A 24,233-nucleotide genomic window follows, 5' to 3' on the forward strand; every position below is an offset into this window, starting at 1 on the left:
CAGAATGCCTCGCCCGGAGGAGCCATGATCCCGCCGCACGCCTCGCCCGGCCCTTACGGTGCGCCGCAACACCACGCCTCCTACGGCGATGACTGCGACCAGCCGTTGGTGCGTCCCTACGCCATGACGGGTGGCCGAACCCGTCCCCGCTACCAGTTGGCGATCGAGGCCCTGGTGAGCACCAGCGCCGACCCGGCGCACCTCCAGGGCCTGCTCCCGGAGCACCAGCGCATCTGCCACTTGTGCCGTGAGGTCAAGTCGGTCGCGGAGGTCTCCGCGCTGCTGGCGATACCCCTGGGCGTGGCCCGGATTCTCGTCGCCGACCTCGCCGAGGCCGGGATGGTGGCCATCCACCAGCCCGGCGGCAACGCCGAGCCCGGCGGCGCCCCCGACGTGACCTTGCTGGAAAGGGTGCTCAGTGGACTTCGCAAGCTCTAGCCCGCAGGCGGGGCAGCCGGCGCACGGAGGCGGGGGCGGCGTCCCCGCCCCCCGGTCCACGACCTCGGCCAAGATCGTGGTGGCCGGCGGCTTCGGCGTGGGCAAGACGACGTTCGTCGGCGCGGTGTCGGAGATCAATCCGCTGCGTACCGAGGCCGTGATGACCTCCGCGTCGGCCGGCGTGGACGATCTGACCCACACTGCGGACAAGACCACGACCACGGTGGCGATGGACTTCGGCCGCATCACCCTGGACGACGATCTGATCCTGTACCTGTTCGGTACGCCGGGTCAGGACCGGTTCTGGTTCATGTGGGACGACCTGGTGCGCGGTGCGATCGGTGCCGTGGTGCTGGTGGACACGCGCCGGCTGGCGGACTGCTTCCCGGCGGTGGACTACTTCGAGAACAGCGGTCTGCCGTTCGTGATCGCGCTCAACGGCTTCGAGGGCCATCAGCCGTACACGCCGGAGGAGGTGCGGGAGGCGCTGCAGATCGGGCCGGACGCGCCGATCATCACCACCGACGCCCGGCACCGCGCCGACGCCAAGAGCGCGCTGATCACCCTGGTCGAGCACGCGCTGATGGCCCGGCTCCGCTGACAGAACCCCCGATCCCCGCGGACACCGGACGGGCTCCGGCAGGGCCGAGCCCGTCCGGCGTCCGCGGAGGCGTGCAATAGGCTGAGGGGCGCACCCGCAGACGCCGAGCCCCAAGGAAATCCCCGTGCGCATCGCCCGCTTCTCCCTCGACGGCAACGTCGCCTTCGGCGTCGTCGAGGGCGACGAACTCGAGATCATCAAGGGCCATCCCTTCGCCGACTTCGAGCGCTCGGGCCACAAACTCCCCCTCGGCGCCGAACAGGTCCGCCTGCTCTCCCCGGTGCTCCCGAACAAGGTCGTGGCCATCGGCCGCAACTACGCGGAGCACGCCAGGGAACTGGGCAACACCGTCCCGGACGTCCCGGTCGTCTTCTTCAAGCCCTCGACCTCCGTCGCCGGGCCCGGGGACCCCGTCGTCTACCCCGGCTTCTCGTCCGAGGTGCACCACGAGGCGGAGCTCGCCGTGGTGATCGGCCGCATGTGCAAGGACGTGCCCCGCGAGCGCGCGCGCGACGTGATCCTCGGCTACACCTGCGCCAACGACGTCACTGCCCGTGACGCGCAGCGCGCGGAGAGCCAGTGGGCGCGGGCGAAGGGCTTCGACACCTCCTGCCCGCTCGGGCCCTGGATCGAGACGGAGCTGGACCCCGCCGACCTGGCCGTGCAGTGCACGGTCAACGGCGAGCAGCGCCAGCTGGGCCGCACCAGCGAGATGGTCCGCCCGGTGGAGGATCTGATCGTGCACATCACCGAGGCCATGACGCTGCTCCCGGGCGACGTCGTCCTCACGGGCACCCCGGCAGGGGTCGGCCCCCTTCACCCCGGCGACGAGGTCGCCGTCACCATCGAAGGCATCGGCACTCTCACCAACAAGGTTGTCAATCGTGGCTGACGCAAACGTACGCGTCCGATTCTGTCCCTCGCCGACCGGCAACCCGCACGTCGGTCTCGTCCGCACCGCGCTGTTCAACTGGGCCTTCGCCCGGCACCACGGCGGCACGCTGGTCTTCCGCATCGAGGACACCGACGCCGCCCGCGACTCGGAGGAGTCCTACGAACAGCTGCTGGACGCCATGCGCTGGCTCGGCCTGGACTGGGACGAGGGCCCGGCGGCCTTCGACGGCGCCTCCGGCGGGGAGGTCGGCCCGCACGGCCCGTACCGCCAGTCGCAGCGCATGGACCTCTACCGGGACGTGGCCGGGAAGCTGCTCGACGCCGGTCACGCCTACCGCTGCTACTGCACCGCCGAGGAGCTGGAGACGCGCCGCGAGCTGGCGCGGGCCGAGGGCCGTCCGTCCGGCTACGACGGTCTGTGCCGCGACCTGCCGGCCGAGCAGGTCGCCCAGTACGAGGAGGCCGGCCGTGCCTCGATCGTCCGCTTCCGGATGCCGGACACGCCGATCACCTTCACCGACCTGGTGCGCGGCGAACTGACCTTCCAGCCGGAGAACGTCACCGACTACGGCATCGTGCGCGCCAACGGCGCCCCGCTGTACACGCTGGTCAACCCGGTCGACGACGCGCTGATGGAGATCACGCACGTGCTGCGCGGCGAGGACCTGCTGTCCTCCACGCCGCGCCAGATCGCGCTGTACCGGGCGCTTGCCGAGATCGGTGTGGGCGGCGGCACCGTACCGGCGTTCGGTCACCTGCCGTACGTGATGGGGGAGGGCAACAAGAAGCTCTCCAAGCGGGACCCGCAGTCCTCGCTCAACCTCTACCGCGAGCGCGGCTTCCTGCCCGCCGGTCTGCTCAACTACCTTTCGCTGCTGGGCTGGTCGATCGCCGAGGACCGGGACGTCTTCACCCTGGAGGAGATGGTGGCGGCGTTCGACGTGGCGGACGTCAACGCCAACCCGGCGCGCTTCGACCTGAAGAAGTGCGAGGCCATCAACGCGACCCACATCCGGGAGATGCCGGCCGCCGACTTCACGGCCGCCTGCGCGCCCTGGCTGCGCGACCCGTTCGCGCCCTGGAAGCCCGAGGCGTTCGACCAGGAGGCGTTCGACGCGCTGGCGCCGCTGGCCCAGACCCGGCTGACGGTCCTCTCGGAAATCACGCAGAACGTCGACTTCCTCTTCCTCGAGGAGCCGGTGCGGGACGAGAAGTCCTGGCAGAAGGCGATGAAGCCGGGGGCCGCGGACGTGCTGCGGTCCATCCACTCGCGCCTGGCGGAGCTGGACGGCCCCTCCTGGGCCGCCGACCCGCTCAAGGAGGCCGTGCTGGCCGCCGGCGAGGCCCACGGTCTCAAGCTCGGCAAGGCGCAGGCGCCGCTGCGCGTGGCCGTCACCGGACGTACCGTCGGCCTGCCGCTGTTCGAGTCGCTGGAGGTGCTCGGCCGCGAGCGCACGCTCGCCCGGGTCGACGCCGCACTGGCCCAACTCGCCGCCCAGCCCGAGGGCTGAGACCCGCGCCCGGCCCCGTGAGGGCCGGAGACGTCCTCGCGACGTCCCCGGCCCCTCGCCGGCCCACGGGCCTGTGGCCGCGCGGGAACCCGTTTTGGAGCACGGTCCTCGATCGGGTAATGTTCTTCCTGTCGCCGAACGGGGCGGGCCGGAAGGCCGGACCACCGGGAGGCGGCCACCCGGACACAATCCCCCCAAGGGGTTGCGTTTTGGTGGGCTATGGTGTAATTGGCAGCACGACTGATTCTGGTTCAGTTAGTCTAGGTTCGAGTCCTGGTAGCCCAGCGCGATCTCGCAGAGCAGCAGCTCCTCGCAGATCGATGCCCCCGTTGTGTAGCGGCCTAGCACGCCGCCCTCTCAAGGCGGTAGCGCCGGTTCGAATCCGGTCGGGGGTACGGATCCTCTTCGGAGGATCAGCGGTAAGCCCCCGTTGTGTAGCGGCCTAGCACGCCGCCCTCTCAAGGCGGTAGCGCCGGTTCGAATCCGGTCGGGGGTACACGGTCGCGAAGACCTCCCGCTCACCGAAGAGGCCCTCCCTCCGGGAGGGCCTCTTCGCGTTCCGCGGCCGGGCCCCCGGGGGGTCGGCCGCGAGGAATCAGCTTCCGCCGCTGCGCCGCAGCGACTCGCTCAGCCGCGCCGCCGCGTCCACGATCGCCTGCGCGTGCATACGCCCCGGGTGCCGCGTCAGCCGCTCGATCGGCCCGGACACGGACACCGCCGCGACCACGCGGTTCGACGGGCCACGCACCGGCGCGGACACCGAGGCCACCCCCGGTTCCCGTTCGCCGATCGACTGCGCCCAGCCGCGCCGCCGGACGCCGGACAGGGCCGTCGCCGTGAAACGGGCCCCCTGGAGCCCTCGGTGCAGCCGCTCCGGCTCCTCCCAGGCCATGAGGATCTGCGCCGCCGACCCGGCCTTCATCGGCAGCGTCGACCCGACCGGGACGGTGTCCCGCAGACCGGACAGCCGCTCGGCCGCCGCCACGCAGATCCGCATGTCGCCCTGGCGCCGGTACAACTGCGCGCTCTCCCCGGTGATGTCCCGCAGGTGCGTGAGCACCGGTCCGGCCGAGGCGAGCAGCCGGTCCTCGCCGGCCGCCGCAGCCAGCTCACCCAGCCGCGGGCCGAGGATGAACCGGCCCTGCATGTCCCGCGCCACCATGCGGTGGTGCTCCAGCGCCACCGCGAGCCGGTGGGCCGTCGGGCGTGCCAGCCCGGTCGACCCGACCAGCCCGGCGAGGGTCGCCGGCCCGGACTCCAGCGCGCTGAGCACCAGAGCCGCCTTGTCGAGAACACCCACTCCGCTCGTGGCGCCGCTACTGTTGTCCATGCGTCGATACTCACGTCTCAGAGTATGAAACGCAAGTTCAATTTCCTCCCGGACCCTCCAGTCTGGAGTGAGAGTCGCCACGCGCCCCCCGGGCGCGTACGGGAGGCGAAGGGCAACGACATGTGCCCGGCGGCGCTGCCGGTCACGGAGGGAAAGCGATGGCACGGACACTCGCGGAGAAGGTCTGGGACGACCATGTCGTCCGGCGTGCGGAGGGCGAACCCGACCTCCTCTTCATCGATCTCCACCTCCTCCACGAGGTGACCAGCCCGCAGGCCTTCGACGGGCTGCGCAAGGCCGGCCGCCCCGTGCGCCGAACCGACCTCACCCTCGCCACCGAGGACCACAACACCCCCACGCTGGACATCGACAAGCCCATCGCCGACCCCGTCTCCCGCACCCAGCTGGAGACCCTGCGCAAGAACTGCGCGGACTTCGGCGTCCGGCTGCACCCGCTGGGCGACGTCGAGCAGGGCATCGTCCACGTGGTGGGACCGCAGCTGGGACTGACCCAGCCCGGCACCACCGTGGTGTGCGGCGACAGCCACACCGCCACGCACGGCGCGTTCGGCGCGCTGGCCTTCGGCATCGGCACCAGCCAGGTCGAGCACGTGCTCGCCACCCAGACCCTGCCGCTGGCCCCGTTCCGGACGATGGCGGTCACGGTGCGGGGCGAACTGCCCGAGGACGTCACCGCCAAGGACCTGATCCTCGCCGTCATCGCCCGCATCGGCACCGGCGGCGGGCAGGGCTACGTCATCGAGTACCGGGGCGAGGCGATCGAGAAGCTCTCGATGGAAGCCCGGATGACCATCTGCAACATGTCCATCGAGGCGGGCGCCCGCGCCGGCATGATCGCCCCGGACGAGACCACCTTCGCCTACCTGAAGGGCCGCGACCACGCCCCACAGGGCGCCGACTGGGACGCCGCGGTGGAGTACTGGCGGACGCTGCGCACCGACGACGACGCGGCCTTCGACCACGAGGTCGTCCTGGACGCCTCCCAGCTGGCACCCTTCGTCACCTGGGGCACCAACCCGGGACAGGGCGCCCCGCTCTCCGCGTCCGTGCCCGACCCGGCGTCGTTCGCCGACGACAGCGACCGGTACGCCGCCCAGAAGGCGCTGGAGTACATGGGTCTGTCCGCCGGGCAGCCGCTGCGTGAGATCCCCGTCGACACCGTTTTCGTGGGCTCCTGCACCAACGGCCGCATCGAGGACCTGCGCGCCGCCGCCGCCGTACTGGAGGGGCACCGGGTCGCCGATGACGTCACGATGCTGGTGGTGCCCGGCTCGGTGCGGGTCTCCCTCCAGGCCGTGGCGGAGGGCCTGGACAAGGTCTTCACCGCTGCCGGCGCCGAATGGCGGCACGCCGGCTGTTCGATGTGCCTCGGCATGAACCCCGACCAGCTCGAACCGGGGGAGCGGGCCGCGTCCACCTCCAACCGCAACTTCGAGGGCAGGCAGGGCAAGGGCGGACGCACCCACCTGGTCTCGCCGCAGGTCGCCGCCGCCACCGCGGTGCTGGGCCGCCTCGCCTCGCCCGCCGACCTCGCCGACGTCCCCGCACTCCAGGAGGCCTGAGCCATGGAAGCCTTCACCACCCACACCGGCCGGGCCGTACCGCTGCGCCGCAGCAACGTGGACACCGACCAGATCATCCCCGCCCACTGGCTGAAGAAGGTCACCCGGGACGGCTTCGAGGACGGGCTGTTCGAGGCCTGGCGCAAGGACCCGGACTTCGTCCTCAACCAGCCGCGGTACGCGGGCGGCACCGTGCTCGTCGCGGGTCCCGACTTCGGCACCGGCTCCTCCCGCGAGCATGCCGTCTGGGCGCTCCAGAACCACGGGTTCAAGGCCGTCGTCTCCTCCCGCTTCGCCGACATCTTCCGCGGCAACTCGCTCAAGAACGGCCTGCTCACGGTGGTGCTCCCGCAGGAGACCGTGGAGCGGCTGTGGCAGCTGGCGGAGCGCGACCCGCAGGCCCCGGTGACCGTCGACCTGCAGCGGCGCAAGGTCCTGGCCGAGGGAGTCGACGCCGACTTCGAGCTCGACGAGAACGCGCGCTGGCGGCTCCTGGAAGGGCTGGACGACATCAGCCTCACCCTCCAGAACGAGACCGCCATCGCGGCCTACGAGAGCCGCCGCCCGGCCTTCAAGCCCCGGACCCAGGCCGCCTGACGGCTTCCGGCGAGGGCGGAACAGCCGCCACGGACGCCCCGCGGCCCACGCGCCCCCCGCCTGCAGGGCGGGGGCGCGTCGTCGTGTTGGGTCCCCGCAAGGTGACAACTCACCTCAGATGGCACAATCGGAACATGGACAGCGACGGTCAACTCGAGCTCTACGACCGACTCGCCGCCCGCCTGAAGGAGGCGCACACACGCGTACGCACCCTGCAAGTCCCGGAGGGCGTACGGGTGGCGCTGACGCGGAAGCTGCTCGTCGTCACGGCGGCCTCCAAACACGATCCGGCGGACGCCGAGCGGCGTCTGGCACGGCTCATGACGGACATCGACGAGGGGCGGTTCCCGGCCGAACGAGGCGGAGTACGCGACGGGCGACGCCGCGGTGAAACCGGTGCGGCGGGCTCCGACGGGCCTTCCTGACGGTCGACTTCATTGCGGCACAAGGGTGATTCGCCCGTTTCGCGTTTGATTTGCGGTATATATCTGCCTACCGTGCGAAAAAGCTTGGACCCGATAGTTCCGGCACCGTCTGGTTGAAGGGGAAGACGTGAACAAGGCGCAGCTCGTTGAAGCAATTCAGGATCAGCTCGGTGGACGCCAGCAGGCCGCGGACGCGGTCGATGTCGTCCTGGACGCGATCGTCCGCGCAGTGGTCGCGGGCGACCGGGTCTCGGTGACGGGGTTCGGCTCCTTCGAGAAGGTCGACCGCCCGGCGCGATACGCCCGCAACCCGCAGACCGGTGAGCGGGTCCGGGTCAAGAAGACCTCGGTGCCCCGTTTCCGGGCGGGCCAGGGATTCAAGGACCTGGTCAGCGGGGCCAAGAAGCTCCCCAAGAACGACGTGGCCGTGAAGAAGGCGCCGAAGGGCAGCCTCTCCGGTGGCACTTCCACCAAGAAGGCCGCCACCAAGAAGGCGGCGGCGAAGAAGGCCACCGCCAAGAAGGCCACCGCGCGGAAGGCCGCGGCGAAGAAGGCCCCGGCCAAGAAGACCACCGCGAAGAAGGCGACCGCGCGCAAGACCACCGCGCGCAAGACGGCCGCCAAGTCCACGGCCAAGAAGTCGGCGGCGAAGAAGACCACCGGCAAGAAGGCCACCGCCAAGAAGGCCCCGGCCAAGCGGAGCGTCGCCAAGAAGGCCCCCGCCCGCAAGACCTCGGCCCGCAAGACGACCGCGAAGAAGACCACCGCCCGCAGGCGCTGACCGCGCACCCGGGCAGCAGGAACGTCTCCGCGCCGGGCCGGGCTCCCTCGGGGGAGCCCGGCCCGCGGGCGTTCCCCGGCACCCGGGCCCGCCCGACGGCTCTCAGAGGGTCTGCAGCGTCACCAGGACGATCCGGCGCGCGTCGGCCTCGCCCTCGACCTCGATGCGCACCCGCTGGCCGGGCCGAAGCAGCCGCAGCCCCCCGGCGTCGAAGGCCGCCGCGTCGAACGGCAGGGGCGTGCCGTCGTCCAGCAGCACGCTGCCGGTCCTGGTCCCGGGGTCGTAGGTGTACGAGGTGGCCTGCATGGCCGGTAGCGTACGCGCCGCCGGCCCGGTCCGCGCGGCGGTGTGCCGCCCCACCCCGAGCCGCAGCGCCACCCGCAGGTCCTCCGCCGTGTCCACGTCCCGCCGTACGCTCGCCACCTCCCGGCCGTCCAGCGCCGCGGCGTCCAGTTCCACGGCCCCCGACGCCAGATGACGCCTCCGGGACGGGCCCCCGAACGCCGGTGCGAGCGGGCTGCCGGGTCGCGCGGCGAGCAGCGTCGTCCCCACGCCCGCGGCGTCCGCAACGAACGCCCGCGGATGCGCCGCAGCCGCGGCCAGTACCCGGCCCAGCTCCTCGGGGCGCAGCGCGGGCAGGTCGGCGCCCAGCGCGGCCACCGGGATCTCCGCTCCCCCCGGACCGGACCGCACCGCCTGCGCGCCGTGGGCCAGCGCCGCGTTGAGGCCGCGCCCCGGGGCGTCCGGCACCGTGTCCGCGCCCAGCGCGGCCAGTTCCGCCGCCGCGCGCGGGTCGTCCGTGACGACCACCACACCGCGTACCTCCGGGCAGGCCAGCGCCGCGCTCACGGTGTCCTGGGCGAAGGCCAGGGCGAGGCCGGGCCGTACCGCGTCGCCGGCCGTCGCGCCGAGTCTGCTCTTGGCCCGGGCCAGCGGCTTCAAGGGCATCACCAGACGCCAGCCGATGCCGCCCGCCCCCACCACGTCGCCGTTCATCCCGCCCATTCTCCTCCGCGCCCCCGGTGCCTCCCCCGCCGCCCTCCCGGGCCGGTGACCTCCCCCGGGCCCGTCCCGTCCCGAGGACCGCGGGGTTACGGTGTGCACGACAGCTATCCGCTCGACAGAGTGCGTACGGCGGCACCACACTTGGGCGGCTGTCCCGATCGGCCAAGAGGAGATGGTGTCCCGGTGTCCCGCCGCAAAATCGGCTTCTGGTACCGCCTAGCCGCGGTTTTGGTGAAACCGCCGCTACTGGTGCTGTTCAAGCGGGACTGGCGAGGAATGGAGCACATTCCGGCCGACGGCGGGTTTATCGCCGTGGTCAATCACAACTCCTATCTCGACCCTCTCTCCTACGCGCACTACCAGTACAACACCGGGCGCGTCCCGCGCTTCCTGGCCAAGAACTCCCTCTTCAAGGGCGGTTTCGTGGGCGGCTTCATGCGCCGCCTCGGCCAGATTCCGGTCTACCGCGAGACCGCGGACGCGGTGGGGGCCTTCAAGGCTGCCGTGGAGGCCATCGACGAGGGCGAATGCGTCGCGTTCTACCCCGAGGGCACGCTCACCCGCGACCCCGACCTGTGGCCGATGACCGGCAAGACCGGTGCCGCCCGCGTCGCTCTGCTGACCCGGGCCCCGGTGATCCCGGTGGCCCAGTGGGGCGCCAACCACGTCATGCCGCCGTACGCCCGGAAGAAGCGGCTCCGGCTCTTCCCCCGCAAGACCCTGACCGTGCAGGCCGGTCCGCCCGTCGACCTCTCCGCGTTCCACGGCCGGGAACCGACGGCGGAGATCCTGCGTGCCGTCACCGACACCCTGATGGACGCCGTCGCCGCGGAGCTCGCCGACATCCGCGGCGAGAAGCCGCCGGCCGAACGCTACGACCACCGCAAGGCCGCCGCCGCACGCGCCACCCGTTCCGTACGCCCCCGTCCGCAGCAGGACGCCGCGTGCGCCGGTGAAGGGTCCGGCCCGGAGCCGTCCGCGGCGCAGCCGCAGCAGGCCGCGTCGCCTCGGGCCCCGCGCGCCGAGGAGGGGAGGAACGCGTGAGCCGCGTCGCCGTCTACGGAACCGGTTCCTGGGGCACCGCGTTCGGCATGGTGCTCGCCGACGCGGGCTGCGAGGTGACCCTGTGGGGCCGCCGCCCGGACCTCGCCGAGGCCGTGAACACCACCCGCACCAACCCCGACTACCTGCCCGGCGTCGAACTGCCGACCGCGGTCACCGCCACCACCGACCCGGCCGAGGCCGCCCGCGACGCCGAGTTCACCGTCCTCGCCGTGCCCTCCCAGACCCTCCGCGAGAACCTCGGCCGCTGGGCGCCCCTGCTGCATCCGGAGACCGTGCTCGTCTCCCTGATGAAGGGCGTCGAACTCGGCACCGCCAAGCGGATGAGCGAGGTCATCGCCGAGATCACCGGCGCCGGCGAGGACCGGGTGGCCGTGCTCAGCGGCCCCAACCTCGCCAAGGAGATCGCCGCCCGGCAGCCCGCGGCCTCCGTCGTCGCCTGCCGCGACGAATCCGTGGCCCGCAGGCTCCAGGCCGCCTGCCACACCCCGTACTTCCGGCCCTACACCAACACCGACGTCGTCGGCTGCGAACTCGGCGGCGCCGTGAAGAACGTGATCGGCCTCGCCGTGGGCATCGCCGACGGCATGGGGCTGGGCGACAACGCGAAGGGCTCGCTCATCACGCGCGGCCTCGCCGAGACCACCCGCCTCGGGCTCGTCATGGGCGCCGACGCGCACACGTTCGCCGGCCTGGCGGGCATGGGCGACCTCGTCGCCACCTGCTCCTCCCCGCTCTCCCGGAACCACACCTTCGGCACCAACCTGGGCCGCGGCATGACCCTGGAGGAGGCCGTCGCCGCGACGAGGCAGACCGCGGAGGGCGTCAAGTCCTGCCAGTCCGTGCTGGATCTCGCCGGGCGGCACGGCGTCGACATGCCGATCACGGAGACGGTGGTGAGCATCGTGCACAAGGGCACGCCGCCGCTGGTCGCACTCAAGGAACTCATGTCGCGCAGCGCGAAGGCCGAGGGTGTGTGAGGGTCCACGGGCCCTCCCAGACGGTAAAGTCGACGCGATATGAGCAGCGAGACCCCCAGCACCAGCCCCAGCGCCGGCGTGTCGAAGGCCGCCGGCGACAAGCCCCGCGTCGCCGTCGTCTTCGGCGGCCGTAGCTCCGAGCACGGCGTCTCCGTCCTCACGGCGGGCGCGGTCCTGCGCGCCATCGACCGCGAGAAGTACGAGGTGCTCCCCATCGGCGTCACCGCCGACGGGCGGTGGGCGCTCACCAGCGACGACCCCGAGCGGATGGCCATCGCCGACCGCCGGCTGCCCGCCGTCACCGAGCTCGCGGAGTCCGATGCGGGCGTCGTACTGCCGGTGGACGCGGGGAGCCGTGAGGTCGTCCTCTCCGAGCCCGGCCAGGTGCCCAAGGCGCTGGGCGAGGTCGACGTCGTCTTCCCCGTCCTGCACGGCCCGTACGGCGAGGACGGCACCCTTCAGGGACTGCTGGAGCTCTCCGGTGTGCCCTACGTCGGCGCGGGCGTGCTGGCCTCCGCGGTCGGCATGGACAAGGAGTACATGAAGCGGGTCTTCACCTCCTTCGGGCTCCCCGTCGGCCCGTACGTCGCGATCCGCCCCCGCGAGTGGGAGTCCGACCCGGCCGCCGCGCGCAAGAAGATCGTCGACTTCGCGGGCGAGCACGGCTGGCCGGTCTTCGTGAAGCCGGCGCGCGCCGGCTCCTCCATGGGCATCAGCAAGGTCGACGACCTCGCCGGTCTCGACGACGCGGTCGAAGAGGCCCGCCGCCACGACCCGAAGATCATCGTCGAGTCGCTGCTGCGCGGCCGCGAGATCGAGTGCGGAGTGCTGGAGTTCGAGGACGGTCCGCGTGCCAGCGTTCCGGCGGAGATCCCGCCGGTCTCCGCGCACGACTTCTACGACTTCGAGGCCAAGTACATCGACTCCGCGACCGGCGTCGTCCCGGCGCCGCTCACCGAGGAGCAGACCGCACGCGTCCGCGAGCTGGCCGTCGCCGCGTTCGAGGCCGTCTCCTGCGAGGGCCTGGTCCGCGCCGACTTCTTCCTCTGCGAGGACGGCGAGTTCGTGATCAACGAAATCAACACGATGCCGGGGTTCACGCCGATCTCCATGTACCCGCGGATGTGGCAGGAGGCCGGCATCGGCTACCCGGAGCTGGTCGACCGTCTCCTCCAGGCCGCGCTCCGCCGCCCCACCGGCCTGCGCTGACCGCCGCGCGCGCCCGCACGCCCGGCGCGCGCCGGGCGTCGCTGCCGCGCCCCGTCGGGCCGGGTCGAGACCCGGGAGGTCAGGAGCCCCGGCGGGGGACCGCGGAGCGCACGGCGTCCGCGAGGTCGGTCAGCGCGCCGATCTCCGGTGCGTACGCGGCCGGAACGGTCACCTCCACACGCGGCGCCCGCTCCGTCGTCGTGAAGCGGTATCCCTCGTCCTGCTCCTCCAGGAGCCAGGAGACGCCGTTCACCTCCGCCGCGTCGGAGGTGGGGTTGTAGTGTTCACTCCCGGGCCTGAGCACTTCGGGCTCCGGCACTCCGCACCGCAGCTCGACCGCCGGGTCGCCCCACGTGGCCGTGTAGGGGGAGCTCTCCCGGGCCTCCTCGCGCTCCAGCCCGGCGACCCGTTCCGGCAGTGCCGCGTGCAGCGCCCGGCACGCCTCGGCGGCCTCGCCGGACGGGGCCGGGACGGCGGGACCCGCGTCGTCCGTGGAGCAGCCCGCCGCCGCCCCGCACAGGGCGAACGCGAGCAGCAGCCGCCCGTACACAGGGAGGAACCGGCGGGCTGCGCGACCGCGGTACGAGGTGGACGATGCGGAACTCACCGGGCGAGCATACGGGGGAGCTAGAGATGAACGACCGGGCAGGTCAGGGTGCGGGTGATCCCCTCCACGCGCTGCACCTTCGCCACCACCAGGCGCCCGAGATCGTCGACCGTGTCGGCCTGCGCACGCACGATGACGTCGTACGGGCCGGTCACGTCCTCCGCCTGGATCACGCCCTCTATCCCGGCGACGACCTCGGCGACGGTCGACGCCTTTCCGACCTCGGTCTGGATGAGGATGTACGCCTGTACCACAGGACCTCCAGGGCGGCTGCGGCGACCGGTCCGCCGGTCGCTTCGGGGATCATGGTGGGGAAGAGGGAGGTTACGGTACCGCGCCGTCGCCGGTGCCGGGAGACCCACGGGCGCGCCGGCGCGGGCCGGCCGGCGCGTGCGGGCCGCCCGGCGGACGAGGACCGTGGAGCGCGCGCAGCGCGTGCGGAACGTGAAGGGGCAGAAGCATGCTGAGTTCTCCGGGGGGAAACCCCCACCACCCCAGCACCGTGGCCGAACTCGGCGAGTTCGGACTCATCCGGGAGCTGACGTCCCGCCTGGACACCACACCGTCCGTGCACCTGGGACCCGGCGACGACGCGGCGGTGGTGGCGGCTCCCGACCGGCGTGTGGTGGCGACCACCGACATCCTGCTCGAGGGGCGGCACTTCCGCCGCGACTGGTCCACAGCGTACGACGTGGGGCGCAAGGCCGCAGCTCAGAACCTGGCGGACGTCGCGGCGATGGGCGCGGTGCCCACCGCGCTGCTGCTGGGCCTCGTCGTGCCGGCCGAACTACCGGTGAACTGGCCGACGGAGCTGATGGACGGCATCCGCGACGAGGCCCGCGTCGCCGCAGCCGCGGTGGTCGGCGGGGACGTGACCCGCGGCGACGTCATCACCGTGGCCATCACCGCGCTCGGCGACCTCCGGGACAAGGCGGCCGTCACCCGCTCCGGCGCCCGCGCCGGCGACGTGGTCGCCGTGACGGGCTGGCTCGGCTGGTCGGCGGCCGGGCACGCCGTACTGTCCCGCGGCTTCCGTTCGCCGCGCGCGTTCGTCGAGGCCCACCGCCGTCCGGAGCCGCCGTACCACGCGGGGCCGGCCGCCGCGGGGCTCGGCGCCACCGCGATGACCGACGTCAGCGACGGGCTGATCGCGGACCTGGGCCACATAGCCGTCGCGAGCCGCGTGCGGATCGACGTGCGGTCCCGGCAGCTGGACGTGCCGCTCCAGATGTCGGACATCGGCCAGGCGGTCGGCGTCGACCCGCTGCAGTGGGTGCTCACCGGGGGAGAGGACCACGCGATCGTGGCCACCTTCCCGCGCGACCGCAAACTCCCGGCGCGCTGGCGGGTGATCGGCGAGGTGCTTCCCCCCACGGGCACGCCGCAGGTGACCGTCGACGGCGCGCCGTGGGACCGGGCCGGCGGCTGGGACCACTTCGGCCCGGACCAGGACTGAGCCGCCGTGGCCGGGCCGGGTACATTCGCAGCCATGACCACGCCACCGTCCGCGGCCGCGCCCCCCTGCGTGCTGACCGTCGCCGGGTCCGACTCCGGGGGCGGCGCCGGCATCCAGGCGGACCTGAAGACCATGCTGGCACTGGGCACCCACGGCATGAGCGTGCTCACCGCCGTCACCGCGCAGAACTCGCTGGGCGTGCAGGGTGCCTGGGACCTGCCCGAGGAGGCGGTCCGCGCCCAGTTCCGCAGCGTCGTGGACGACATCGGAGTGCGGGCGGTGAAGACCGGCATGCTGTCCTCCGCCACACTGGTGCGGACGGTGGCCGACCTGCTCGCCGAGGTCGCCGTCCCGGTCGTGGTGGACCCGGTGGGGGTCTCCAAACACGGCGACGCGCTGCTCGCGTCCGACGCTCTGGACGCCGTGCGCGACGCGCTGCTCCCGGCCGCGACCGTCGCCACGCCCAACCTGGACGAAGTGGCGCAGCTCACCGGTGTGCGGGTGCGGGAGGCGGACGACCTGCGGAAGGCCGCCGAGGCGGTCCTCGCCCACGGACCGCGCTGGGCGCTGATCAAGGGCGGGCATCTTCGCGGGGACGCCGTCGACCTGCTCACCGACGGCGCGGAGGAACACTGGCTGCGTGCCCCCCGGCACGACAACCGCCACACGCACGGCACCGGCTGCACGCTGGCGAGCGCGCTGGCCGCGGAACTGGCGAAGGGCCGTACGGTGCCGGACGCGGCCGCCGCCGCCAAGGACTACGTCACCGGGGCGATCGCCGCAGGCTTCGCACTGGGCGGCGGCATCGGACCCGTCGACCACGGTTGGCGCACCCGTCGCTGAGCTCCGGCAGGCGACGCCCCGGGCCCGGCGCGCGTGCCTCCTGTACGTGCCGCGCACACGGGCGCGTACGTTCCGCGCACACGGGCGCGTACGTTCCGCGCACACGAGAAAGCCGGCCCGCCTCCGAGGCGGACCGGCTTCGCAGCAACCAGCAGGTGGCCGCGCTGACGTCAGCGCGAGACCTTGCCGGCCTTGATGCACGAGGTGCAGGCGTTGAGGCGCTTCGGCGTCCCGCCGACCACGGCACGCACGCGCTGGATGTTCGGGGTCCAGCGACGCGGCGTACGGCGGTGCGAGTGGGAGATGTTGTTGCCGAAGCCCGGCCCCTTGCCGCAGACGTCGCAGTTGGCAGCCACGGGTCACTCCAAAGACTTCAGATGCGCTTACGGTGAATCCCGGCGTCGCTGGTGCAGGAGCCTGACCGGCGGGGCCCGGGAAGATTTCGCGCCCGACCACATCGGGCAACCGGAGCAGCATACAACGGTCCCGCGCGAACAGGGAAACCGGCTCCGCTCTCTGCGGAGAGAGCGGTCCAGGCGAGGGGCCGGTGCACCCGAGGCGGCGGCGCACGCCCCACGCCCCACGCCCCCGGACAGGTCCTAGCATGGCGCCCGTCCCGTACCCCCTCCCAAGGAGGCCGCCCCGTGCCGTCCACGCTCGATCCCGCAGCGGTACGGCACTGGTGCACCCGCGCCCTGGACGCGCTCCGGCGCGGCCGCGAGGACATCGACACCATCAACGTCTTCCCCGTCGCCGACGGCGACACCGGGAGCAACCTCTGCCTCACCCTCGCCGCCGCGGACCGGGCGCTGCGCGCGCCGGAGGCCGAGTGCCGCACCGTCGCCGAGGCGATGCGGACGGCCGCACACGGTGCCCTGCTCGGCGCCTGCGGCAACTCCGGCACCATCCTGGCCCAGTTGATGCGCGGCATGGCCGAGGTCTACGCCGACCCCGACGGCGGAGGGGAGCCCTCCGGCGCGGACCTGCTCCGGCGCGGCCTGCGCCGGGCCGCCGACGCCGCGTACGAGGCGGTCGCCCATCCCGTCGAGGGCACCATGCTCTCGGTGGCCCGCGCCGCCGCCGACGCCGCCGCGGCCACCCCGGGGAACGACGGCGCGGCCGTCGCCCGAGCCGCCCGTGACGGCGCCCGGACGGCCCTGGCCGCCACTCCCGGCCAGCTCGCCGTACTGGCCCGCGCCGGAGTCGTCGACGCCGGGGGGCGCGGCCTGCTCGTCGTCCTGGACGCCCTCGCCGCGACCCTCTCCGGCGAGGAGCCCGACCCGCCGGAACCGGCTCGGCCGCCCGCCGCACCGGACAACCCTCCCCGTCCGGCCCCGGAGCCCCGGCACGCCCCGCGCGCAGACGGAGAAGAGCAGCCCTCGCCGGCGTTCGAGGTGATGTACCTGCTGGACGCCGACGAGGACGCCGTGCACCGCCTGCGCGGCGCCCTCGACGGCCTCGGAGACTCCCTCGTCGTCATCGGCGGTGAGGGCCTGTGGAACGTCCACGTGCACGTGGACGACGCGGGCGCCGCCGTGGAGGCCGGGATCGCCGCCGGGCGGCCGCACCGCGTCCGCATCACCCACCTCGCCTCCGCTCCGGACCGGCACACGGCCGGGGCGACGCCGGACTGCGCGGGGGAGCCGCCGCCGGAGCGGACCCGCGCCGTGGTCGCCGTCGTCCGCGGCGAGGGCCTGGCCGGGCTGTGCGAGGAGGCCGGCGCCTGCGTCGTCCGCGCACCGGCCGGCGGCGGCGCCGACGAGGACACCCTGACCGCGGCCGTACGCGGCTGCGGAGCACGGGAGATCGTGCTGCTCCCCAACGACCCGGAGCTGCACGCCACCGCCGTACGCGCCGCCGAACGCGCGCGCACCCACGGCGTGCGCGTCGCCGTCGTCCCCACCCGCGCCGCCGTCCAGGGCATCGCCGCCCTCGCCGTGCACGACCCCGGCGCGCGGTTCGACGAGGACGTCGTCGCCATGACGTCCGCGGCCGGCGCCACCCGCTACGGCGAGGTGGCGGTGGCCGCGCGCGAGGCGTGGACCACGGCCGGCGTCTGCCAGGCCGGGGACGTTCTGGGCCTGGTCGAGGGTGACGTCGCGGTGATCGGCGACGACGTCGCCGGCACCGCCTCCGACGTGCTGGAACGCATGCTCGCCGCGGGCGGCGAGATGGTCACCCTGGTCGTCGGCCCCCACGCCCCGGACGGGCTCGCCGCGCGCCTGGAGGCGCAGGTGCGCCGCGGCCACCTGGGCGTGGACACGGTGGTCTACGAGGGCCGTGCCGGCGCCGGCCCGCTGCTCGTCGGCGTGGAGTGACCGGGAGGCTCCCGGCGGCGGCGTACGCCGCACTGTCACCGTCATGGTGTGCAATGGAGCACGTGCCCTCGCTCGACGAACCCCTGAAGAAGGCCCTCGGCGGCAACACCGCGAAGGTGATGGCCGACCACCTCGACCTGCACACGGTCGGCGACCTGCTGCACCACTACCCGCGCCGGTACGCGGAGCGCGGCGAACTCACGAAGCTCGCCGACCTGCCGCTCGACGAGCACGTCACCGTCGTGGCCCGCATCGCCGACGCCCGCGTGCACTCCTTCAACCGCGGCCGCGGCCAGCGCCTGGAGGTCAACCTCACCGACGGCAGCGGCCGCCTCCAGCTCGTCTTCTTCGGCCGCGCGGTGTTCGCCGCCAAGCAGAAGCTGCTTCCCGGTCGCCGCGGCATGTTCGCCGGCAAGGTGGGCGTCTTCAACAGGAAGCTCCAGCTCTCCCATCCGGAGTTCAAGCTGCTCGACGACGAGGGCGACGACCGTGAGACCGTCGAACGGTTCGCGAGCGCGCTGCTGCCGCTCTACCCGGCGTGCGCCCAGCTCTCGTCCTGGAAGATCGAGCAGGCCGTGGACACCGTGCTGACCTCCATGGAGGCCACCGGCTGGTCCGCCCTCACCGACCCGCTGCCCGCCCCGCTCCGCGACGCGCGCCGGCTGATCCCGCTCCCCGAGGCCTTCCGCAAGGTGCACCGGCCGCACACGCGGGCCGATCTCCACGACGCACGGGCGCGGCTGAAATGGGACGAGGCGTTCGTCCTCCAGACCGTGCTCGCGCGGCGCCGGCTCGCCGAGTCGCACCTGCCCGCCGTGCCGCGCCGTCCGGCCCAGGACGGTCTGCTGCACGCCTTCGACGCCCGCCTGCCGTTCACCCTCACCGAAGGGCAGCAGCAGGTCAGCCGCGAGATCCTGGACGACCTCGCCGGCGAACACCCCATGCACCGCCTCCTCCAGGGCGAGGTCGGCTCCGGCAAGACCCTGGTCGCGCTGCGCGCGATGCTCACCGCCGTGGACGCCGGAGGCCAGGCCGCCCTGCTCGCCCCGACCGAGGTCCTCGCCCAGCAGCACCACCGCTCGATCACCGAGATGATGGGCGAACTCGCCGAGGGCGGCATGCTCGGCGGCGCCGAGCACGGCACCAAGGTGGTGCTGCTCACCGGCTCGATGGGCACCGCGGCCCGCCGCCGCGCGCTGCTGGAACTCGCCACCGGAGAGGCCGGGATCGTCATCGGCACCCACGCCCTGATCGAGGACAAGGTGCAGTTCCACGACCTGGGCCTGGTCGTCGTCGACGAGCAGCACCGCTTCGGGGTGGAGCAGCGCGACGCGCTGCGTTCCAAGGGCAAGCAGCCACCGCACCTGCTGGTGATGACCGCGACGCCGATCCCGCGCACGGTGGCCATGACCGTCTTCGGCGACCTGGAGACGTCCGTGCTGGACCAGTTGCCGGCGGGGCGTTCGCCCATCGCCAGCCACCTGGTGCCCGCCGCCGACAAGCCGCACTTCCTCGCCCGTACGTGGGAGCGCGTACGGGAGGAGGCCGAGGCCGGGCACCAGGCGTACGTGGTGTGCCCGCGGATCGGGGACGAGGACGAACCGGCTGCCGGCGCACGGGAGAAGACCGGGAGCGACGCCGCGGAGGACGGCGCTTCCGCAGACGCCTCCGGGGGCGCCGCTGCGGACGCCGACGGCGAACGCCGGCCGCCGCTCGCCGTCCTCGACCTGGTCGAACAACTCGGCTCCGGCCCGCTGTCCGGGCTCCGCGTCGCCGCGCTGCACGGCCGCATGCAGCCGGACGCCAAGGACGGGGTGATGCGCGCCTTCGCCGACGGCGAGGTGGACGTGCTGGTGGCGACCACCGTCATCGAGGTCGGCGTCAACGTCCCCAACGCCACCGTGATGGTGATCATGGACGCCGACCGTTTCGGGGTCTCCCAGCTCCACCAGCTCCGCGGCCGGGTCGGCCGCGGAGCGGCGGCCGGACTCTGCCTGCTGGTCACCGAGGCCCACGAGGCCTCGCCCGCCCGCACCCGGCTGGACGCGGTCGCGAGCACCACCGACGGCTTCGCGCTCTCCCGCATCGACCTCGAACAGCGTCGCGAGGGCGACGTGCTGGGGCAGGCGCAGTCCGGGGTGCGCTCGTCGCTGCGGATGCTCGCGGTCATCGACGACGAGGACGTCATCGCCGACGCCCGCCGGGAGGCCACCGCCCTGGTCGCCGGGGATCCGGAGCTGGCGGCCCACCCGGAGCTGCGCACCGCGCTGGACGCCCTGCTGGACAAGGAGCGGGCCGACTACCTGGACAAGGGGTGAGGCGGCGGCGCCGGGCGGCCACGCCATATCGTGGACCGTGCCCGCGGGGCCGCGCACGCGGCGCCCGCGCGGCCGGCAGCACCGCACCGCACCGCACGGAGGACCCGAGCCCATGACCCGCGTGATCGCCGGCGTCGCCGGCGGCAGACGGCTTGCGGTGCCGCCGGGTACCGGCACCCGCCCCACGTCCGACCGGGCCAGGGAGGGCATGTTCTCCAGCTGGGAGGCCCAGCTCGGCGGTCCGGCCGCCTGGCGCGGCCTGCGCGTGCTGGACCTGTACGGAGGCTCGGGCGCGGTCGGCCTGGAGGCGCTCTCGCGTGGCGCGTCCCACGCCCTGCTGGTCGAGTCGGACGCGCGCGCCGCGCGCACCATCCGGGAGAACGTACGGGCGCTCGGACTGCGCGGCGCTCAGGTGCGTGCGGCCCGCGCCGAGCAGATCCTCGCCGGGCCCGGGCCGGAGGTGCCGTACGGCCTGGTCTTCCTCGACCCGCCCTACGCCGTGTCCGACGACGACCTCCGCGAGATCCTCCTCACACTCCGTACCGGGGACTGGCTGACCGAGGACGCTCTCGCCACCGTGGAACGGAGCACCCGGGGCGGCGTTTTCGGCTGGCCGGAGGGGTACACCGGGCTGCGGTCCCGCCGCTACGGCGAGGGCACGCTCTGGTACGGTCGCGCCGCCGCACGGGAGGTTACTCCCCAGTCATGCTGAGTTCCGAGAGCGAGGAGACGCCAGTGCGCCGCGCCGTCTGTCCGGGGTCGTACGACCCGATCACCAATGGGCACCTCGACATCATCGGCCGGGCCTCGAAGCTGTACGACGTGGTGCACGTCACGGTGATGATCAACAAGTCGAAGCAGGGCGTCTTCACCGTCGACGAGCGCATCGACCTCATCCGCCAGGTCACCGCCCACTACGGCAACGTGGAGGTCGAGGCCTTCCACGGCCTGCTGGTCGACTACTGCAAGCAGCGCGACATCCCGGCCATCGTCAAGGGACTGCGCGCCGTCAGCGACTTCGACTACGAACTCCAGATGGCGCAGATGAACAACGGCCTCTCCGGTGTCGAGACGCTCTTCGTGCCGACCAACCCCACCTACTCGTTCCTCTCCTCCAGCCTGGTCAAGGAGGTCGCCGCCTGGGGCGGGGACGTCTCGCACCTGGTGCCGCCGCAGGTGCTGACCGCGCTGAACGAACGGCTCTCCCGGAAGTAGCGTCGCCCCTGCGGGCTCCCGGGCCGTACAGTCACACCCGTGGACGTACAGCAGAGACTCGACGAGATCGTGGCCACCGTCGACGGTGCCCGGTCGATGCCCATGTCGGCTTCCTGCGTGGTGAACCGGGCCGAACTGCTCGCCATGCTCGAAGAGGTGCGGGCGGCGCTGCCCGGCTCCCTCGCGCAGGCGCAGGAACTGCTCGGCGGCCGGGAGCAGATGGTCGCCGAGGCGCAGCAGGAGGCGCAGCGCATCATCGAGGGCGCCCGCGCCGAACGCGGCTCGCTGGTCGCCGGCACCGAGATCGCCCGGCAGGCGCAGCAGGAGTCCGACCGCATCCTCGCCGAGGCCCGGAGCGAGGCGGAGGAGATCCGCGCGGAGGCCGACGACTACGTCGACAGCAAGCTCGCCAACTTCGAGGTCGTGCTGAGCAAGACCATCGGCTCCGTCGAGCGGGGCCGGGACAAGCTGCTCGGCGGCGCGCAGGGCGGGTACGAGGACGCCGACGACGACGCACCGGAGCGCACCGCCGACCCGGAGGAGCTGCGGCACCGCGCCGACGAGTACGTGGACGCCCGCCTCGGTTCCGTCGCGGCCGTGCTGACCAAGACGCTGGAGGCGGTCGGCCGCGGGCGGCAGAAGCTCCTCGGGCACCGCCCGGTCGACGAACTCGGCGCCCACCTGGCCGCGCAGGACCTGGGCGGGGACCAGGCGCCGCACACCAGCGACGCGGACTACCTCGCCGGTCTGGCGGACGTGCCGGCGCAGGCGTCCCCGGCGACCGCCGTGCCGCCGCAGGTGCCGGACGCGATGCCGCCGGGAACGGTCCCGCCCGGGGCCGTCCCGCAGCAGCCGGCCGACCCGTACGCGCAGCCGGCCGCGGCAGGGCAGGACCCGTACGGCCAGGGCGCCTACTACGACGCCGGGCAGGGCGCCGGCTACCCGCAGGACCCGTACTACGGCGCGCAGCAGCCCGGCTACGGTGCGCAGCAGTACGGCGGACAGCCTGCCGCGGCGCTGGACGAGACCAGCTTCTTCGACACCGGGATGATCGACCTGGACCAGGTCGCCCGCTACGAGCAGCAGTACGCCGCCGACCAGTACCAGCAGGACGCGGGCTACCCGCCGCAGTACGGCCGGGAGCAGGACCCGGCGTACCGGGGCGACGGCACGTACCAGGGCGACCAGGGGTATCCGCAGGACTACGGCCGGTCCTACGACCCCGGCCCGTACGGCCCGGGCGGCGACGGCCGCGGCTGACCCCGGCAGACGACGTCCGCCCGTCCCGAATTGGGTACCGGGCGGCCCGTGCCGTATCCTGTCTCTTCGGCCGTACCTGCGCCCGCGCTGCGGGCTGCCCGGACGGCGTCCGCACCGCGGGCCGTGACCGGCCCCGGACGGCACCAGCCCACCCCGTAGAAGGCAGGAAGCTCTGAACGCCCCGCTCGACCACCGTGACCCGCTCGTGTTCGACACACGCGAGCTGGGCAGGCGGCCCGGTGCGATGAAGCGCCTGTCCCGCTCGGTCCCCGCCCCCGCGGACATGGGGGTGGAGTTCCTCGGGGTGCCGGAGGGTACGGCCGTGGAGCTCGATCTCCGCCTGGAGTCGGTCATGGAAGGGGTGCTCGTCACAGGCACCGCACATGCGCCGCTGCGGGGGGAGTGCGTAAGGTGTCTGGAGCCGCTGGAGCAGGAGGCCGAGGCGGACTTCCAGGAGATGTTCTCCTACCCCGACGCCGACGACCGGAGCCGCGGAAGCGCGGAGACCGGCGACGACGCCGAGGAGGAGGACACGCTCTTCCTCGAGGGCGATCTTTTCGACCTCGAGCCCGTGCTGCGGGACGCGGTGGTGCTGTCGCTGCCGCTGCAGCCGGTGTGCCAGGACGACTGTCCGGGCCTGTGTCCCGACTGCGGGGCGCGGCTCGCGGACGAGCCGGACCACGGGCACGACGACGCCGTCGACATCCGTTGGGCGGCACTGCAGGGACTCGCCGAGACCATCCGGGACGGCGAGAAGGACGATCAGAACGGCGCCGCACCGGGCGCCGACGAGAAGCAGGAGAAGTAGCCGTGGCTGTTCCGAAGCGGAAGATGTCGCGCAGCAACACGCGCCACCGCCGGTCGCAGTGGAAGGCTGCGGTCCCGACCCTGGTGAAGTGCGAGCGCTGCCAGGAGCCGAAGCAGCAGCACATCGCGTGCCCGAGCTGCGGCACCTACAACAAGCGTCAGGTTCTCGAGGTCTGATCGGCGGGTGACACGCTCCATGTCAGACGCCACGACGCCGCCCGAGGCGGCCCCGGCGGACCTGGTGGACGCGGCCTCGTCCCTCACGCTTCTGGAAGGGCGGCTCGGGTACCGACTCGAGTCCGCCCTTCTGGTGCGTGCGCTGACACACCGCTCGTACGCGTACGAGAACGGCGGGCTGCCCACCAACGAGCGACTGGAGTTCCTCGGCGACTCCGTCCTCGGCCTCGTGGTCACCGACACCCTCTACCGGACGCACCCCGACCTGCCCGAAGGGCAGCTCGCGAAGCTGCGCGCCGCCGTGGTCAACTCCCGCGCCCTCGCGGACGTCGCCCGCGGCCTCGAACTCGGCTCCTTCGTTCGGCTCGGACGCGGCGAGGAGGGCACGGGCGGACGCGACAAGGCGTCCATCCTGGCCGACACCCTCGAAGCGGTGATCGGTGCCGTCTACCTCGACCAGGGCCTGGAGGCGGCGTCCACGCTGGTGCACCGGCTCTTCGACCCGCTGATCGAGAAGTCGGCCGGACTCGGTGCCGGACTGGACTGGAAGACCAGCCTCCAGGAACTGACCGCCGCCGAGGCGCTCGGCGTCCCGGAGTACGCGGTCACCGAGACCGGGCCCGACCACGAGAAGACCTTCACGGCTGCCGCCCGCGTCGGTGGTGTCGCGTACGGCACCGGCACCGGCCGCAGCAAGAAGGAAGCGGAGCAGCAGGCCGCGGAGGCGGCGTACCGCGCCATCCACGCCGCGGCCCAGTCGGCTGCGGACGGTTCCGCCGCAACGCCGGCTCCCGAACCGCCCCCGGCTTCCTGACC

25 protein-coding genes, 3 tRNA genes and 1 pseudogene are annotated in these 24,233 nt (G+C 73.0%); 24 read left to right on the plus strand and 5 right to left on the minus strand.

Annotated elements, in window-relative coordinates; all coding sequences use genetic code 11:
• The first annotated feature begins 24 nt into the window (after positions 1-24).
• The 7 genes from RM572_RS07905 (at position 25) to RM572_RS07935 (ending at position 3,940) form a co-directional block, all read left to right on the plus strand.
• Positions 25-438, plus strand: a complete 414-nt coding sequence (locus tag RM572_RS07905; RefSeq protein WP_311672559.1) for a DUF742 domain-containing protein — start codon at positions 25-27, stop codon at positions 436-438.
• Complete coding sequence (locus tag RM572_RS07910) at positions 419-1,039, plus strand: GTP-binding protein (protein ID WP_394813549.1); 621 nt, start codon at positions 419-421, stop codon at positions 1,037-1,039. The genes RM572_RS07905 and RM572_RS07910 overlap by 20 nt, the downstream gene beginning before the upstream one ends.
• A 124-nt stretch (positions 1,040-1,163) precedes the next feature.
• Positions 1,164-1,931 (plus strand): fumarylacetoacetate hydrolase family protein, encoded by a 768-nt coding sequence (locus RM572_RS07915; RefSeq protein WP_311672560.1) that lies wholly within the window; start codon positions 1,164-1,166, stop codon positions 1,929-1,931.
• Positions 1,924-3,444 carry a glutamate--tRNA ligase gene (gltX, locus tag RM572_RS07920; protein ID WP_311672561.1) on the plus strand — a complete coding sequence of 507 codons (1,521 nt, stop codon included), beginning with the start codon at positions 1,924-1,926 and terminating at the stop codon, positions 3,442-3,444. Before RM572_RS07915 ends, gltX begins: the two co-directional genes overlap by 8 nt.
• A gap of 213 nt (positions 3,445-3,657) precedes the next feature.
• A tRNA-Gln gene (locus RM572_RS07925) sits at positions 3,658-3,729 on the plus strand.
• 37 nt (positions 3,730-3,766) lie between these two features.
• Positions 3,767-3,839 (plus strand) — tRNA-Glu (locus tag RM572_RS07930).
• 28 nt (positions 3,840-3,867) lie between these two features.
• Positions 3,868-3,940 (plus strand) — tRNA-Glu (locus tag RM572_RS07935).
• A 99-nt stretch (positions 3,941-4,039) separates the two neighbouring features.
• Here RM572_RS07935 and ndgR read toward each other — a convergent pair.
• Positions 4,040-4,774 (minus strand): IclR family transcriptional regulator NdgR, encoded by a 735-nt coding sequence (gene ndgR / locus RM572_RS07940; RefSeq protein WP_027763835.1) that lies wholly within the window; start codon positions 4,772-4,774, stop codon positions 4,040-4,042.
• A 158-nt stretch (positions 4,775-4,932) separates the two neighbouring features.
• Between ndgR and leuC the strand changes: the two genes are divergently transcribed.
• From leuC to RM572_RS07960, 4 genes are all read left to right on the plus strand, one after another.
• Positions 4,933-6,357 (plus strand): 3-isopropylmalate dehydratase large subunit, encoded by a 1,425-nt coding sequence (leuC, locus tag RM572_RS07945; RefSeq protein WP_027763836.1) that lies wholly within the window; start codon positions 4,933-4,935, stop codon positions 6,355-6,357.
• A 3-nt stretch (positions 6,358-6,360) separates the two neighbouring features.
• Complete coding sequence (gene leuD / locus RM572_RS07950; RefSeq protein ID WP_027763837.1) at positions 6,361-6,954, plus strand: 3-isopropylmalate dehydratase small subunit; 594 nt, start codon at positions 6,361-6,363, stop codon at positions 6,952-6,954.
• 134 nt (positions 6,955-7,088) lie between these two features.
• Positions 7,089-7,379: an SCO5555 family protein gene (locus RM572_RS07955; RefSeq protein WP_311672562.1), complete on the plus strand. Its 291-nt coding sequence runs from the start codon at positions 7,089-7,091 to the stop codon at positions 7,377-7,379.
• Positions 7,380-7,506: 127 nt separating this feature from the next.
• Positions 7,507-8,160 (plus strand): HU family DNA-binding protein, encoded by a 654-nt coding sequence (locus RM572_RS07960; protein WP_027763838.1) that lies wholly within the window; start codon positions 7,507-7,509, stop codon positions 8,158-8,160.
• A 300-nt stretch (positions 8,161-8,460) separates the two neighbouring features.
• On the opposite strand, the pseudogene cofC reads toward RM572_RS07960, so the two are convergent.
• Positions 8,461-9,126, minus strand: a pseudogene (gene cofC, locus RM572_RS07965) (2-phospho-L-lactate guanylyltransferase); the annotation flags it as partial.
• A 222-nt stretch (positions 9,127-9,348) separates the two neighbouring features.
• On the opposite strand from cofC, the gene RM572_RS07970 reads away from it, so the two are divergent.
• The 3 genes from RM572_RS07970 to RM572_RS07980 are packed head-to-tail and all read left to right on the plus strand — an operon-like array spanning position 9,349 to position 12,416.
• Positions 9,349-10,209, plus strand: coding sequence for a lysophospholipid acyltransferase family protein (locus tag RM572_RS07970; protein WP_311672564.1), 861 nt, complete (start codon positions 9,349-9,351; stop codon positions 10,207-10,209).
• Positions 10,206-11,207, plus strand: coding sequence for an NAD(P)H-dependent glycerol-3-phosphate dehydrogenase (locus RM572_RS07975; protein ID WP_311672566.1), 1,002 nt, complete (start codon positions 10,206-10,208; stop codon positions 11,205-11,207). The genes RM572_RS07970 and RM572_RS07975 overlap by 4 nt, the downstream gene beginning before the upstream one ends.
• Positions 11,208-11,246: 39 nt before the next feature.
• Entirely contained in the window at positions 11,247-12,416 is a 1,170-nt protein-coding gene (locus RM572_RS07980) for a D-alanine--D-alanine ligase family protein (RefSeq protein WP_311672567.1), read from the plus strand.
• A gap of 79 nt (positions 12,417-12,495) precedes the next feature.
• Here the strand turns inward: RM572_RS07980 and RM572_RS07985 are convergent, their stop codons facing one another.
• Together RM572_RS07985 and RM572_RS07990 are read right to left on the minus strand one after the other, a co-directional pair.
• The gene (locus RM572_RS07985) at positions 12,496-13,023 is read right to left on the minus strand and encodes a DUF3515 domain-containing protein (protein WP_394813550.1); all 528 of its coding nucleotides are present in this window, start codon (positions 13,021-13,023) and stop codon (positions 12,496-12,498) included.
• A gap of 20 nt (positions 13,024-13,043) precedes the next feature.
• Positions 13,044-13,277: an Lrp/AsnC family transcriptional regulator gene (locus tag RM572_RS07990; RefSeq protein ID WP_027763842.1), complete on the minus strand. Its 234-nt coding sequence runs from the start codon at positions 13,275-13,277 to the stop codon at positions 13,044-13,046.
• A gap of 206 nt (positions 13,278-13,483) precedes the next feature.
• Between RM572_RS07990 and RM572_RS07995 the strand changes: the two genes are divergently transcribed.
• Positions 13,484-14,479, plus strand: a complete 996-nt coding sequence (locus RM572_RS07995) for a thiamine-phosphate kinase (RefSeq protein WP_136182211.1) — start codon at positions 13,484-13,486, stop codon at positions 14,477-14,479.
• 33 nt (positions 14,480-14,512) lie between these two features.
• Complete coding sequence (gene thiD, locus RM572_RS08000; protein WP_311672568.1) at positions 14,513-15,322, plus strand: bifunctional hydroxymethylpyrimidine kinase/phosphomethylpyrimidine kinase; 810 nt, start codon at positions 14,513-14,515, stop codon at positions 15,320-15,322.
• 170 nt (positions 15,323-15,492) lie between these two features.
• Here the strand turns inward: thiD and rpmB are convergent, their stop codons facing one another.
• Positions 15,493-15,678 (minus strand): 50S ribosomal protein L28, encoded by a 186-nt coding sequence (gene rpmB, locus RM572_RS08005; protein ID WP_027763845.1) that lies wholly within the window; start codon positions 15,676-15,678, stop codon positions 15,493-15,495.
• A 288-nt stretch (positions 15,679-15,966) separates the two neighbouring features.
• Here rpmB and RM572_RS08010 point away from each other — a divergent pair, with 288 nt between their 5' ends.
• From RM572_RS08010 to rnc, 8 genes are all read left to right on the plus strand, one after another.
• The gene (locus tag RM572_RS08010) at positions 15,967-17,640 is read left to right on the plus strand and encodes a DAK2 domain-containing protein (RefSeq protein WP_311672569.1); all 1,674 of its coding nucleotides are present in this window, start codon (positions 15,967-15,969) and stop codon (positions 17,638-17,640) included.
• Positions 17,641-17,693: 53 nt separating this feature from the next.
• Entirely contained in the window at positions 17,694-19,958 is a 2,265-nt protein-coding gene (recG, locus tag RM572_RS08015) for an ATP-dependent DNA helicase RecG (RefSeq protein ID WP_311672570.1), read from the plus strand.
• Positions 19,959-20,070: 112 nt separating this feature from the next.
• The gene (rsmD, locus tag RM572_RS08020; RefSeq protein WP_311672571.1) at positions 20,071-20,670 is read left to right on the plus strand and encodes a 16S rRNA (guanine(966)-N(2))-methyltransferase RsmD; all 600 of its coding nucleotides are present in this window, start codon (positions 20,071-20,073) and stop codon (positions 20,668-20,670) included.
• The gene (gene coaD, locus RM572_RS08025) at positions 20,664-21,173 is read left to right on the plus strand and encodes a pantetheine-phosphate adenylyltransferase (protein ID WP_311672572.1); all 510 of its coding nucleotides are present in this window, start codon (positions 20,664-20,666) and stop codon (positions 21,171-21,173) included. Before rsmD ends, coaD begins: the two co-directional genes overlap by 7 nt.
• 39 nt (positions 21,174-21,212) lie before the next feature.
• Positions 21,213-22,433, plus strand: coding sequence for an ATP synthase F0 subunit B (locus RM572_RS08030; RefSeq protein WP_311672573.1), 1,221 nt, complete (start codon positions 21,213-21,215; stop codon positions 22,431-22,433).
• A 172-nt stretch (positions 22,434-22,605) separates the two neighbouring features.
• Positions 22,606-23,241, plus strand: a complete 636-nt coding sequence (locus RM572_RS08035; protein WP_311672682.1) for a YceD family protein — start codon at positions 22,606-22,608, stop codon at positions 23,239-23,241.
• Between the two features lie 2 nt (positions 23,242-23,243).
• The gene (rpmF, locus tag RM572_RS08040) at positions 23,244-23,417 is read left to right on the plus strand and encodes a 50S ribosomal protein L32 (RefSeq protein WP_023527756.1); all 174 of its coding nucleotides are present in this window, start codon (positions 23,244-23,246) and stop codon (positions 23,415-23,417) included.
• A 19-nt stretch (positions 23,418-23,436) separates the two neighbouring features.
• Complete coding sequence (gene rnc / locus RM572_RS08045; protein ID WP_311672574.1) at positions 23,437-24,231, plus strand: ribonuclease III; 795 nt, start codon at positions 23,437-23,439, stop codon at positions 24,229-24,231.
• Positions 24,232-24,233 lie beyond the last annotated feature (2 nt).

Source organism: Streptomyces hazeniae (assembly GCF_031845485.1).
Lineage (GTDB): Bacteria > Actinomycetota > Actinomycetes > Streptomycetales > Streptomycetaceae > Streptomyces > Streptomyces hazeniae.

Excerpts from the sequence above, each read along its gene's own strand:
- RM572_RS07905 (WP_311672559.1), top strand. The coding sequence starts at position 25 with ATGATCCCGCCGCACGCCTCGCCCGGCCCTTACGGTGCGCCGCAACAC.
- ndgR (WP_027763835.1), bottom strand. The coding sequence starts at position 4,774 with ATGGACAACAGTAGCGGCGCCACGAGCGGAGTGGGTGTTCTCGACAAG.
- leuC (WP_027763836.1), top strand. The coding sequence starts at position 4,933 with ATGGCACGGACACTCGCGGAGAAGGTCTGGGACGACCATGTCGTCCGG.
- leuD (WP_027763837.1), top strand. The coding sequence starts at position 6,361 with ATGGAAGCCTTCACCACCCACACCGGCCGGGCCGTACCGCTGCGCCGC.
- RM572_RS07955 (WP_311672562.1), top strand. The coding sequence starts at position 7,089 with ATGGACAGCGACGGTCAACTCGAGCTCTACGACCGACTCGCCGCCCGC.
- RM572_RS07980 (WP_311672567.1), top strand. The coding sequence starts at position 11,247 with ATGAGCAGCGAGACCCCCAGCACCAGCCCCAGCGCCGGCGTGTCGAAG.
- RM572_RS07995 (WP_136182211.1), top strand. The coding sequence starts at position 13,484 with ATGCTGAGTTCTCCGGGGGGAAACCCCCACCACCCCAGCACCGTGGCC.
- thiD (WP_311672568.1), top strand. The coding sequence starts at position 14,513 with ATGACCACGCCACCGTCCGCGGCCGCGCCCCCCTGCGTGCTGACCGTC.
- recG (WP_311672570.1), top strand. The coding sequence starts at position 17,694 with ATGGAGCACGTGCCCTCGCTCGACGAACCCCTGAAGAAGGCCCTCGGC.
- rsmD (WP_311672571.1), top strand. The coding sequence starts at position 20,071 with ATGACCCGCGTGATCGCCGGCGTCGCCGGCGGCAGACGGCTTGCGGTG.
- coaD (WP_311672572.1), top strand. The coding sequence starts at position 20,664 with ATGCTGAGTTCCGAGAGCGAGGAGACGCCAGTGCGCCGCGCCGTCTGT.
- rnc (WP_311672574.1), top strand. The coding sequence starts at position 23,437 with ATGTCAGACGCCACGACGCCGCCCGAGGCGGCCCCGGCGGACCTGGTG.